The organism is Vibrio sp. 070316B, from assembly GCF_013114115.1.
Classification (GTDB): domain Bacteria; phylum Pseudomonadota; class Gammaproteobacteria; order Enterobacterales; family Vibrionaceae; genus Vibrio; species Vibrio chagasii_B.
Genome location: NZ_VTYC01000007.1, coordinates 12,109 through 25,669, shown reverse-complemented (window position 1 = coordinate 25,669; position 13,561 = coordinate 12,109). Strand labels below are relative to the sequence as shown.

The window sequence follows — 13,561 nt, the reverse complement described above, 5'->3', positions numbered from 1 at the left end:
TTGTTGTCTTTGAGGTTTAAGTTGCTGAATTTTAAATTCTTATCGACTTAATTAGATTTCCTTATATACCTTTTTGAGGTTGTTTAATGTGGTTTAAGGTGCTTGGTGTTAGCAGCTATTGGATCATTAGCATGTGACGCTGATTTAGTGGGTGTGGGTTAAGTGCTCAAATTTCTTACGTAGTTCTATCAATGTGTCATTCCAACTTCGTGTTGCCTGCTCTCTGAAACAAATCGAGTCTATCTCTGACTCAAATGGCAACTCTAATAATGATAAATCGCATGACCACACCAGTTTAATGCTAAAGCTACGAAGGAGCTGTTTTGAAAGAATTCAATAAGCCATATTTATGTGGACTAATTACGCTTGCCTTACTCGGCTGTCAGTCTGAAGACTCGACTCAAGAACCTGTTTCAGTATTGGTTCCTTACAACATTAATGAACTACCAAAACCGAACGACGGATATGGGTACGACGACGATGGCACCATTACCGGAGTCGGTGAGCCCGCTGCCGCGATGTCATCGATGAATGATGCCTACTATCAGGATTACAATAACTCATACGCGGCTTTAGACGGCTGGGGACTTTGTGCTGAGCCTATTTTAATTCCATTACAAAGCGTTAATTCTGATAAGCGTTTTCCACTGAATAATGAAACCTTAGCGGGGAATGTTGTATTAATTGATGGGGAAACAGGTGAGGAAGTGGGTACCCAGATATCCGCCGATGGTTCTAATATTAAAATTCAATGTGAATCTGGGTTAAAAGCGGGGACGACTTATTCTATTGTTGTCACCGATGGGGTAAAAACTGAATTCGATGAGCCTTTAAAAGCAGACTCTAGTTTTGATGAATTGATATATTCAGATGTACCGCTACAAAGCAATAAAGAGGAGAATATTCAAGAGCAGGTACTAAATGCTATTGACTCATATTATGCACTTTATCCAGAGAAGGGTGTTCCTGTATATGCTGCTCAATTTAAAACTCAGAGCGCTTATTCCCCTCTGGATGCGATGAGAAGAAGCCATTTATTGTATGGGAGTTCTTTCTCTAGTGCCCTTCCTGAACTTAACGAGGAAAAACGCGGGTACAATTTATACACAAAGGTCCTAAAAATCCCATCTTACTTACCTTTCACTAAAGAAAGGGAAGCGGAATGTACCGTCGATGAATTTGATCCGAAGAAAAATTGTCCACCACTTTATGAATGGATCACCAACACTGACGGTGGTTTCCCTACTGCTGACAATCCGATCCCCAAACTAACAGAAGATCTCGAGATAACAGCAGACATATACGTACCAAAAGAGTTCAACTGGGGTAGCTTTATAGAGTTACCGGTCGCTATTTTTATCCACGGTGTTACCGCTGAGCGAAGTACTGCATCTCTGATGGCTGCAGAATACACGAAAAAAGGTTATGCCGTTGTTGCTATTGATATGCCGTATCACGGGGAACGAATGCGCTATGACAACACTGATACTGACCCTGGTGATGACGAAGAAACTGGAGTAGAAATTAGTGCTCGAGCAAACAAAGCGTTTTTCATCAACATCGATTCACCTCTAGCTCTGCGTTCTAACCTTCAGCAATCAGTGTCTGACTTTTTAGGTCTTCGTTATGCGTTAAGCCAAGAAGATTGGGTTAAAAAAGATGACGTTCACTTAATTGGTCAATCGTTGGGCGGCATCATGTCGGTAATGGTCAGTGAATTCAGTCAAGCGTCTCGAGAACTTACGGCTAACTCAGACTTTGCTTTCAATACCGTGAACTTTGTTGTTCCGGGGCAGGGGCTAACCAACTTGGTTTTGTCTTCTCAAACCTTAGGCCCTGAAATGTCAGAAGGGGTTAAAAAATCCCCAGATGTTCAGCGTGGTATTGCTGAAACGGTCATCCCCGATGTCTGTACTACGGATGCAACGAATCAAGAGTGTATTGAAGCGCTACGTGAGTTTGTCGCACTTTCAACAGACAACGCGTTACTTGTGAGCCAATTAGAGGATGACATTTTCAGTTTAGTGGTCACCGACCTTAAGCAGGGTGTTCAAACAACAATTGATAGTGCGGACCCGGCGAGTTTTATCTCACGCCAAGTCTCAGCACAGCAACCAACTCTTTTGTTAGCAGCGGTTGGAGATTGTGGTGAAACCTGCGATGTAGGCGTTGATTACGTTCCGGATAGCGTCATTCCAAATACAGCCCCGGATAATATTCGAACAGGTACTGAGCCGTTGATTACTGCGCTTGGTTTAGAGCCAATTACAGGTACATCGGAAAATACAGTACAAAAGCGCGGAGCGGTAAGAACAACCACCGGCGGACATGGAACCTATTTGTTTCCTTATGAAGGTCCCGTTGATGAAAATGGACTACCGGGTATGCCAGGCGACAATATGTCGGATGTGCTTGAAGCTGTCGACACTCAGCAAGTGGCTGTTGCTTCAATGGTAATGAGTGACGGTGCTGTCGTCGTCATCAATAACGAAGATCATATCGAAACAGAGGTGCCTCAAAATGAAGAATAAACTTTTATTGGGCACTGCAGCTGCTCTTGTTCCTTGCTTGACCAACGCGGCTGGATTCCAACTTAACGCGCAGTCTGCAACGGGTTTAGGTCGCGCGTTTGCCGGTGACGCTGTAATGGCGGATAGTGCTGCGATCGTCGCTAAGAACAGTGCTGCGATGGCTTACATCGAGCAACCTACACTCTCTGTCGGTGCTATCTATATCGATAGTGGTATCGATGTCTCTAATGTGAGCTACACGCCGATGATAGGCAGTACAGAAACACTCGATGATCAATCTCTTGATGCGGGAACATTGGTTCCAAACCTTCATTATGTTCATCCTATTCAAGGCTCTAAATTTACCTTAGGTGCCACCGTACATTCTAACTTCGGTACCGATGTGGAATTTGATGACTCGTTCGAAGCGGATGAGTTTGGTGGGAAAACAGCGTTATCGAGTATTAATGTAGGTTTGGCGGTTGCCTATGAGCTGTCTGAGAAAATCAATTTAGGTGCTGGGCTCGATGTCATCTACGGGGAAGGCGAAATTCACAGGAAAAACCTGCTAGACGTTGATGCTGATGGATTTGGATTGGGCGCCAATATAGGTGCTACTTACCAAGTTAATGAAAACAACAGGTTTGGTATTACTTATCGATATAGCCCGGATATCGAAGTTGAAGGAGATATTACGAAAGGTGGAGTTCCTGCCGACAAGATGAATGTACCACTGCCAGATACATTGGAGTTTTCTGGTTGGCATCAACTTAACGAGCAATGGGCATTCCACTATAGCCTGCAATGGGTGAATTGGTCTGAGTTTGATTCACTGACTTCAGACTCTTATGACGACTCAATTAAAGAGTATCAATGGAAGGATGCAGGGCATGTATCGGTGGGGGGGACTTACACAATGTCGAAAGACGTCGTGCTACGAGCGGGTTACATGTACGACATATCTCCAACCGACGAGCTAACCTCTTTATCGATACCTGATGTAAACCGTCACTGGGTGACTGTTGGAGGAACTTACCACTTCACTGATGACAACTCGGTGGATGTAGGTATCGGCTTTATTATCGGAGAATCACAAAATATTGACGAAAGCCTGACGACGATTCCAGGAACGAGTTCCAATATTACTGCAGATGTTAGCGCTGACGCTGTTTTACTTGGTGTTCAATATCAACATCGTTTTTAACTTTTACTTTGGAGTTTAGAACGAAAACTTTAGGAATCATATAAACATTGCTGGGCTCGACAGTGAGTTGAGCCCAATTCTCATTATTAGCTGTTTTAGCATTATTTAAATAGCTGGAAGCTCATTAAGTAAAAAATAGCTGCTTAGAAAACGTTTAATTCAGATGAATTTGACGGTTATGGTTATTAAAAATGAAATTTACAAAGCTTAGTAAAACAATCTGTTTGGCTCTGTTTGCCTTACATATCACTCCCACATTTGCCGAAGACTCGCCCCTGATTCCAGTGACCATTGAAAAGGCTCACAAACAAGCATTCACTTCTTCAATCAACGAAGTCGGCAAAATTAGAGCTACAGATTCTGCTGCATTGACATTTAGCGCTTCCGATAAAATTCTCGAAATCCATTTCAAAGATGGGGATTCGGTTAAGAAAGGTGAGCTGATTGCTCAACTAGATAACACCAAAGCAAAAGCTGATTTAGATAAAGCGAGAAGCTCGTTAGCGCTAGCAAAATCAAAATTAAAGCGAGTACAAGAGCTACTGAAAAAGCAACCTGATTCAATGTCTCAACAAGATGTTGAAGAGCTAAAAGAACAAGCGAATCTTGCGGCCGCTGACTTTCGTCAGAAAGAGGCACTAATGAATGATTACTTATTGGTGGCGCCTTTTGATGGTCAGCTAACGAACTTCAACCACTCTGTGGGGAGCAAAATTGATAGCTCGACGGCCTTGGTTAGTTTGATCAAGCTTGATCCAGTTGAAGTCCAGTATTCGATTGGGCAATCGGACCTAGGTAATGCAAAATTAGGACAGAATGTATCAATCCAAGTTGATGCATTTACCGATGAAGCGTTCTCTGGCGTCGTAGACTACATAGCCCCAGCGGTTGATGAAAGCTCAGGTCGAGTTGAGGTTCACGCGCATGTGACCAACCCAGAACACCGCTTGGTTCCGGGCATGTTTGCCAAGGTGAGTCAGATGACCAGTGAAGACTCAACGAAAATGGTCGTTTCTCAAAACGCGGTCCAAGCCAAAGATGCAGAACGTTTCGTTTGGGTAGTTAATGGAAAAAATATTGAACAACGAATCGTTGAGCTCGGTGTCAATACTAATGATGGATACGTCGTTGTTGAAAAAGGGTTACAGCTCGGTGATAACGTGGTGGTTACGGGCCAGCAAAACCTAAAGAAAGCCTCTTTAGTTAAGGTCATGAACCCGAATGTTGAGCAAAAAACAGTAGAGTTGATGCCTCAAAAGATAACGAAACCTATTGAACAAACCACTGAAACACTACTTGATGAACAATACCCAGTAGAGCCGACGGTTGATTGGACTGACGGCTCAAAAGATTCAGAAGAAGAGCCAAGTGCAGCCAGCAAAACTAAGGTCACTGCTGAGCAAAGTAGTCAATCAAACAGCAAGGAAGCGATAACGAAGGAGAGCCCGAATGAAGCTTCCTGAGATTTGTATTAAGCATCCTGTTTTTGCTTCAGTGTTGAGCATCGCCATCGTACTGCTTGGCGTGCTGTCATTTCAGAAGCTATCGATTCAGTATTTCCCTGAACATAAAACTCCCTCTGCAACAGTAACGGCTGCAATTAATGGTGCAAGTGCAGAGTTTATGTCGCGCAATGTCGCGGACAAATTAATTACTGCTGCTACAGGTCTTGATAGCGTAAAGACCATGACTACGGATTGTCAGGAAGGCACCTGTAGTCTAAAAATCATCTTCGAAGATGATGTCGATGACTTTGAATACACTAGCCTGATGAACAATCTTCGCAGTAGTGTTGAAGCTATTGGCGATTTCCCGCCGAGCATGACTGATAAACCAACGGTCACAGATGACTCATCAGACACCAGTATGCCAAGTAATATCATCACGTTTGTGAACACTGGCAAAATGTCTAAACAAGATATGTACGACTACATTAGCCAGCAAGTTGTCCCTCAGTTTAAACATATTCAAGGTGTTGGTGGTATTTGGGGGCCATACGGTGGTAGCCAAAAAGCAGTGAGGGTTTGGCTTCAACCTGATCGCATGATGGCGCTCAACATGAGTGCTTCTGATGTGGTGGGTACGCTGAGTTCTTACAATGCGACATTTACCGCGGGTACGATCAAAGGCCAGGTTCGAGATTTCTCTATTAACCCGGTCAATCAGGTGACCAGCGTTGATGATGTCCGAGACCTAGTGGTACGTGTTGATAATGGAAAGATCATCCGTATTGGCGATATTGCTGAAGTCAAAATGGGAGAAGAAAGCCTAACGCCAAGTATTCTTCGTGTTGACGACAATTTAGCGATGTCGATTCAGGTCTTGCCTCTTAAAAGTGAAAATCCAGTAACGGTTGCTAATAAAGTTAAAAAGCAAATCGACCTGATTCAACCTCAATTGCCTGAAGGCATCGAGATGAAAATGGTTTATAACCAAGCTGATTTTATCAAAGCGGCTATTGATGAAGGCTTCATGACTTTGGTTGAGGCAATTGTCCTTGTTTCCGCCGTTGTTGTTCTTTTCCTTGGTTCTGTTCGCGTTGCTTCTATTCCGATTATTACCATTCCTGTGTGTGTGATTGGTGTATTTGCAGTGATGCATTTACTTGGATTTAGCATCAATGTCCTAACAATCTTGGCGATCATTTTGGCGATTGGCCTGGTGGTTGATGATGCGATCGTTGTCGCGGAAAACTGTTACCGTCATATCGAAGAGGGTGAAACTCCATTCAACGCTGCTATCAAAGGGTGTCGAGAGATCGTTTTCCCCGTTATTGCGATGACATTGACTTTGGCCGTTGTCTATTTGCCAATCGGCTTAATGGCTGGCTTAACCGCCGATCTGTTCAGGCAATTTGCTTTCACACTTGCAGCTGCTGTGATCATTTCAGGGTTTGTCGCGTTAACGCTCTCACCGATGATGAGCGCTTACTTGATGAAGCCTGTCTCGACGCCTGCAAAGTGGTATCAAAAGGTCGATGCGAAGCTCAATGTTTTGTCTGACCGATACACTAAGGAGCTTGGTAAGTGGTTTGATCGTAAAGCACTCATGAGCGGTATCGCATTAATGCTAATTGCGTTGTCTGCATTGGCCGTTTGGAAGATGCCTCAAGTTCTGTTGCCAACAGAAGATACTGGCTTTGTAGAGGTGACCTCAACACCACCAACGGGTGTTGGTCGCCAATATCATCTTGATAACAACGAACAGTTAAATAGTGTGTTTAAAGGCGATGAATCAGTTGAAGCCAACCTGTCTTACATTGAAGGCACACCGACCAATCACGTCCTACTAAAACCATGGGGAGAGCGTGACCAGTCTGCGGATGAATTAGTGAATGAGTTTATTGCCAAAGCGAAAAGTTCAGTCTCTGCTTATGGTATGTCTTTCAAGGTTCGCTCAGCGGATAACTTGAATATTGCGACTAACATGATTCTCGAACTTACAACTGTGAATCGTGATACCGGCGCTTTGTCTGAAACAGCGAGCAAAGTGGTGGAGGCTCTTGAGGATTATGAGGGTGTCACTAACGTTAAAAACTCAATGTTACGCGACCAGCTGCGCTATGACTTATCGATTGACCGCAATGCGATTGTGTTATCTGGTGTGGACTACGGCAATGTTACTAACGCACTGTCGACTTTCTTGGGTTCAGTGAAAGCTGCCGATTTACAAGCAGATGATGGCTATACATACCCAATCCAAGTACAAGTGAATCTGAAGGATCTTGGAGATTTCAAAGTCTTGGATAAATTGTATGTGGATTCACAATCGGGACAAAGGCTTCCTTTGTCTCAGTTTGTTTCCATCAAACAGGTAACATCGGAATCGAACTTTAAGACCTTCATGGGACAAGACAGTGCTGAAATTACAGCTGACCTCATGCCGGGATACACCGCAAGTGATGTGAAAGCGTATATCGACGACACGGTACCAAGTTTATTGGAACCAGCACAGAGCTACGAATTCAACGGTATTGTCAAAGACCTTGTGGATTCTACGGCAGGTGCGCAGGTACTATTCGTACTGGCGTTGGTTTTCATCTTCTTGATTTTGGCGGCGCAGTTTGAAAGCTTTGTCGACCCGATGATCATTTTGCTGACCGTTCCTCTGTGTATTGTTGGTGCGATCTTGACGTTATCGGTGTTTGGTCAAAGCCTAAACATCTATTCAAAGATCGGCTTACTGACGCTGGTGGGCCTTGTGACGAAACACGGTATTCTATTGGTGGAGTTTGCTAATGAGAAACGTAAATCAGGCGCCAGTGCAAAAGAAGCCGCGGTCAGTAGCGCACGTTCAAGGTTACGTCCTATTTTAATGACCTCACTGACGATGATCCTAGGTTCATTACCGCTAGCTTTGGCTGATGGTCCTGGTTCTCTCGGTCGTATCAACATCGGTTTAGTATTGGTGGGCGGCTTAACGGTCGGAACTTTCTTCTCATTGTTCTTGGTGCCTGTCGCGTATGTTGGTATGGCGAACTTGAAGCAAATGGATGTGCTAGTACGCTTGAGGTCAAATACAGCGTAATAGTATATCAGAGATAGAAGTTAATCGCTTTTAGATACTTTTAAGGCCCTCATTGTGAGGGCCTTTTGTTATCCGGAGTTGCGATATTAGGGGGCAGAGCAAACTGTATGGTTAGAAGTCGTAGTTTAGATTCATTGAGCTATAGATCTCGCTATTGCTTTGGTCTGAGGCAACAGTGGTGTTATAGATGTACTCAGTATCAAACGTCAGTGCTAAATTACCCATCAGAATGTTCTTTAGGTAGCCTTTAAGGTTGTAGTTCGTGTTTTCTTCACCATAGGCCATATTAGCCGTAGCACCCATGGAAAACGTTTCAGTGAGCGTTAAAGAGCCATCGATACTGGCATTGGCAATAAGTTCGTAGTTCTCTTTGTTTGGAAACTCTTCATCAGAGGATTGGCGTTTACTGATTCGATAACCTGGGCCAGCAGAGCCTTGAAGCTTGATTCTTTCGGTATCGTAAAAATGGCGACCAAGTCCAGTAGCGGTAATGAACTGCTTGCGGTAGGTGCCATAATGGTCGTGCTCAAAGCGTGCAGTCGCAACTATATAGGTGACGTCATTCAAGTCATAGGTAATCCCATAGTTGGTGGTATAGCGATTCGTTCCATCTTCATCATTTTCAGCATCCGTGTAATAGGTATCGAACTGAACCCGTTGCCCCCAGTTTTCCTTTTTATAGCCTACGGATATTCCAGAATTAATAGACAAGGATGAACTGGTGTTTTGAGAGTATATAAACCCTAACTTAGTTAACGTCGTAAACGGTGATTCGTCTTCTTGTTCTTCCTTAAGTAGAGGCTCATCGACAAGTACTGTCTCTTCTGCGATTACTGGTACCGATAAAACCAAAGCGAATAAAACTAAGGAGTTGAAACAACGTCTGCCTAGATCTGTATTGGTTGACAGGTGTTTTGTTTTAAAAATAGAGTCGGTCGACATAGTTATTAATTTGATTCGTGGTCTACACGGCGAACCCAGTGCTAACCGCGTGAGTTGTGAGAGAATGAATCGAAAGCTCGAGCGAGTTACGACGCAATAGGTAAAGGGGAGAAGATAGTTTGGATCGCTGAGAAGCCATTACCTCTGTGAGGGTTAAAATCTTCAAGGTGTACGAAGAACTCGAGTATCTCTGAGGGTTTGTCATCTTCAATCAATAAGAACTCCAACAAGCCTTTCTCGATATGGCACGAAAGAATGGTCTCATTGGAATGTTCAGCTGAAGCCTGCTCAACATTGATAACCACGCTTGTCTCAGGCAATACATTGAAAGAGTCTTGAGCACATTTAAGAACACAGCTACACACATATTCTCGATACAGTATATTTCTCTCAGGGACGGATAGGTTCTTTAGTTTTACCTCACCTTGGCACAGCACCTTTCTTTCTATAGGGATCACGTTGTCCTTATTCACCTGAATATTGATTTCTAACAGATGGCCATTCTTGTAAGTATTAAAGTTATGGTTGATCAGTTTTGTGTCGACTACAGAGGCGTTGATAGGATTCTGTTGTGCTTCTGAAAGAGCGGTCAGTTTGGCTCCGCTATCGTTATTCAGAACACCCTTTGAAAGTTGGTTCTGCTTGGCCCAGTAACTGTAGTTCTGTACCCAATGCACGAACTCGCTTTTGTAATCTTCAATATCCTGTTCTGCTGCGCGTTCAACGTTCTTAGTAAGAGTATGCAGCTTCGATTTATTCCCCAATAACATATCCAACCAATTAGGTTTGTAATCATCGAGCGCTTCCATGGCTTTGACTTTATGGTCGAAGCGAACGGTTGGCATCACAGGTGCAGGCTCCATAGCCATCGACTCCCAATTCACTTTTGGCGTCGGAATAGTATGAACAGATTGGATTAAGTGCAGGTGTTGATTGAACAAGGTCACTTCACTGACCGCGTCCTCAAGTTGTTTGGTATTCATCTACATTCCTGTCGACGGTTATTCTTGTCATTTGGCGCTCATTTTATGGTCAAAGCGCGCGAACAGTATTTAAATGAATGTGAATGATCTTTCGTGAGGTTACTTGATATTGGTTTAGGAATATTTTGGGGAGGAAAGTTGGGTTTATGATTGAGATAACAGCATAGAAACACAGAGAACAAGACGCTCTCTGTGTTGGTCATTTTGCTATTATCGAAACTCGCTGATTAGCATTACCTCTGGCGTCTTGCGACCAAAGTGAATCGGTAATCGTTAGATGTGAAGTAGTTTCGGCTGTATTCAAATACCGTGTTATTGGCGAGGTAACCGCGAGTACGTTTTTCAATGATAGGCTGAGCTGGGTCAATACCTAACTGTTTAGCAACATCTTCAGGCGGAAGAATCGGCACCAATTCCTGCTCACTTCGATCAATCACCATGCCTTTGGTGTTCTCAATAAAGTCGTATTTTGATGTCTGCATCACTTGATAAGTAAGATCTGGGAACAAAGCAACAGGCAACCAGGTTTCTTCAACTGTGATTGGATTGTTGTCGATGAAACGAACACGCTTTACGTAGAAAACCAATTCACCTTCTTTTATATCTAAGTGTTCAGACATCGCTAGAGAACAGGGCTTCATTTCAAAAGCCAGAACCTCACTGTGGGTAACGACATCCAAATGCGCCCACTTTTCTTGAAAGCTCGACTGTTTGTAGATGTCGTAATTGATCTTGTTCTCTTTGACGTAAGTTCCGCTGCCTTGAACGCTTTCAAGCTCATCGTTTTCGATGAGTAGTTTCAGTGCTTGCCTAACCGTTACGCGGCTTACCGAGAATACTTCACGCAATTGCGCTTCCGTTGGGAGTGCTTCTCCAACTTTATATTCTCCAGAACTGATCTTTTCTCTTATTGCATCGGCGATTTGGCGATACATAGGGAGTCTTGCCATTTTTGCCTCATTTGTGCGCTAGGACAACTAGACTTTGATTAACAACCTGTACCTTAAATACGTAAATTTGCTCTATATAAGCCTTGCTTTAAAGGTTAGTGTGAGCGTCGTATCGGCGTTTTGTAGTACATATAATACAAATTAAACGATACATAACAAGCTTTCTTAAAGGATTTACCAATACAGTTTAAATACAAATTAAATACAAATATGTATTGATGAGATCGTGATCACGGATTAAATGTCTTGAAGTTGTATTATTCATCTCGTCGACAGGGACGACTGTCGTACTAATCCGTGACTATGGGACAAAGGTTATGAAACTTACTACTCTAACGAATAAGTCGCTCGTAAATCTGCAAACTACGTTTAGCAGTCGAGAAGAAGCGATTTACGCACTTGCTGACCAACTGGATCAGCAAGGCAAACTGCATAACAAGCAAGAGTACCTTGATGCAGTATTTGCTCGTGAAGAACAAGGCCCGACAGCGCTTGGCGAAGGCCTAGCAGTACCGCACGGCAAGACTGACGCGGTTAAAGAAGCTGGCTTCGCTGTTGCAACATTGAAAGAAGACATGAAATGGAAAGGCCTAGATGAAGACGAAGATGTGAATCTTATCTTCCTAATTGCCATTCCAAATGCAGAAGCGGGTTCTACCCACATGCACCTGCTGACCGAACTGACAACCACTTTGGTTGATGACGATGTTCGTGAAGCAGTACTAAAAGCAACAGCCGCTGATGAAATCTTTGCACTTCTTGATGGCGATAATCAGCAAGAAGAAAAACAAGACAACTTAGATACAAATGCGCCGAAAATTGTATGTGTGACTGCGTGCCCTGCAGGCATTGCTCATACCTATATGGCTGCAGAATACCTTGAAAAGGCAGGTAAAAAGCTTGGCTACAAGGTTCATGTTGAAAAGCAGGGCGCAAATGGCATTGAAGATCGTTTGACGGCTGAGCAATTAAACAATGCCGTGGCTTGTGTATTTGCTGCTGAAGTCGCGATTAAAGAAGCGGATCGTTTTAATGGAATCCCTCGTGTTGAAACGCCAGTTGCAGAACCGATTAAACACGGTGAACGCATTCTAAATGAAGCGATTGAAGAGGCTAAAAAAGGCAACGGTGCAGAACGCACAGTGGCTACTGATGACAAACCGAAAAAACTGCCACTGAAAACTGAGCTTAAACAAGCGCTGCTTTCTGGTATTTCTTACGCAGTTCCTCTTATCGTTGCTGGTGGTACTGTTCTTGCGGTTGCTGTTCTTATCGCGCAAATTTTTGACCTGCAAGAGCTTTACGCAACAAAAGATTCTTGGCTGTGGATGTATCGTAAATTAGGTGGCGGCCTATTAGGTACATTAATGGTGCCAGTACTGGCAGCTTACACAGCTTACTCATTAGCCGACAAACCGGCACTTGGTCCTGGTTTTGCTGCGGGTATTGCTGCAAACATCATTGGTTCAGGTTTCTTAGGCGGTGTTGTTGGTGGTTTGATTGCTGGTTACGTAATGCGTTGGGTAAAAGAGCATGTTCGCTTGGGTCCTGCGTTTAACGGTTTCCTCACTTTCTACCTTTACCCTGTGATTGGTACTTTGGTAGCGGGTAGCTTGATGCTGTTTGTTATCGGTAAACCTGTTGCGTTCTTAAACCAAGGTTTAACGGACTGGTTGAACGGTATGTCAGGCACCAATGCGTTGTTATTGGGTGCAATTTTAGGTCTGTTTGTATCATTCGACCTAGGTGGCCCGGTAAACAAAGCTGCTTACGCATTCTGTTTAGGTGCAATGGCAAACGGTGTTTATGGTCCTTACGCAATCTTTGGCTCAGTAAAAATGGTATCGGCGTTCACGGTAACGGCTTCAACCATGATTGCTCCACGTTTATTCAAAGACTTTGAGATTGAAACCGGTAAATCGACATGGCTACTTGGTCTTGCGGGTATTACTGAAGGTGCAATCCCAATGGCGATTGAAGATCCAATCCGTGTAATCGGCTCATTCTTACTAGGCTCTGTAGTAACAGGTGCAATGGTGGGCGCGGCAGGTATTGGTCTATCGACTCCGGGCGCGGGTATCTTCTCTATCTTCTTGTTACACGATTCTGGTTTAGGCGCTTTCTCTGCTGCTGCGATCTGGTTCGGTGCTGCGATTGCCGGCACAGTGATTTCAACCATTACTCTTCTGATGTGGCGTGGTCATGCTGTAAAAAAGGGTAAGTTTGAAGCAAGTACTGCAACACAGAACTAACTGAATTTTGAGTTAGCTCCTAACTCACTGCGAAATCAATATATAAAAAATAACAAACAACTGGCTGTCCTAAATTCCTGTGCTCCTAACGGTTTTATTCACACAGATTCTGGGCGTGGTTTTCTGCACCCTAAATTTAGTGGCAGCCAATTTTAACCCCTTGAAAAACTTTAATTTAGTCGTATTTGAGTCG

8 protein-coding genes are annotated in these 13,561 nt (G+C 43.7%); 5 read left to right on the top strand and 3 right to left on the bottom strand.

The genetic code is table 11. The annotated features are described in order from the left end of the window. Positions 1–323: 323 nt before the first annotated feature. From F0251_RS07855 to F0251_RS07840, 4 genes are all read left to right on the top strand, one after another. A complete protein-coding gene (locus tag F0251_RS07855) occupies positions 324–2,531 on the top strand; it encodes a lipase (protein ID WP_253821621.1) in 2,208 nt (735 codons plus the stop codon). Further along, on the top strand, positions 2,521–3,714 hold the full coding sequence (locus F0251_RS07850) for an outer membrane protein transport protein (RefSeq protein ID WP_171730726.1): 1,194 nt from the start codon (positions 2,521–2,523) through the stop codon (positions 3,712–3,714). Before F0251_RS07855 ends, F0251_RS07850 begins: the two co-directional genes overlap by 11 nt. A gap of 191 nt (positions 3,715–3,905) precedes the next feature. Continuing rightward, positions 3,906–5,177: an efflux RND transporter periplasmic adaptor subunit gene (locus tag F0251_RS07845; protein WP_105058253.1), complete on the top strand. Its 1,272-nt coding sequence runs from the start codon at positions 3,906–3,908 to the stop codon at positions 5,175–5,177. Next, positions 5,164–8,241: an efflux RND transporter permease subunit gene (locus tag F0251_RS07840; protein ID WP_171730725.1), complete on the top strand. Its 3,078-nt coding sequence runs from the start codon at positions 5,164–5,166 to the stop codon at positions 8,239–8,241. Before F0251_RS07845 ends, F0251_RS07840 begins: the two co-directional genes overlap by 14 nt. Positions 8,242–8,352: 111 nt before the next feature. Here F0251_RS07840 and F0251_RS07835 read toward each other — a convergent pair whose 3' ends face one another. The 3 genes from F0251_RS07835 to F0251_RS07825 form a co-directional block, all read right to left on the bottom strand. After that, the gene (locus F0251_RS07835) at positions 8,353–9,093 is read right to left on the bottom strand and encodes a YdiY family protein (protein ID WP_105058844.1); all 741 of its coding nucleotides are present in this window, start codon (positions 9,091–9,093) and stop codon (positions 8,353–8,355) included. A 176-nt stretch (positions 9,094–9,269) separates the two neighbouring features. Next, positions 9,270–10,166, bottom strand: a complete 897-nt coding sequence (locus F0251_RS07830; protein WP_171730724.1) for a hypothetical protein — start codon at positions 10,164–10,166, stop codon at positions 9,270–9,272. Positions 10,167–10,399: 233 nt separating this feature from the next. Next, positions 10,400–11,116 carry a GntR family transcriptional regulator gene (locus F0251_RS07825; protein WP_009845448.1) on the bottom strand — a complete coding sequence of 239 codons (717 nt, stop codon included), beginning with the start codon at positions 11,114–11,116 and terminating at the stop codon, positions 10,400–10,402. Between the two features lie 317 nt (positions 11,117–11,433). On the opposite strand from F0251_RS07825, the gene mngA reads away from it, so the two are divergent. Continuing rightward, complete coding sequence (gene mngA, locus F0251_RS07820) at positions 11,434–13,368, top strand: PTS 2-O-a-mannosyl-D-glycerate transporter subunit IIABC (protein WP_171730723.1); 1,935 nt, start codon at positions 11,434–11,436, stop codon at positions 13,366–13,368. Positions 13,369–13,561: the final 193 nt, after the last annotated feature.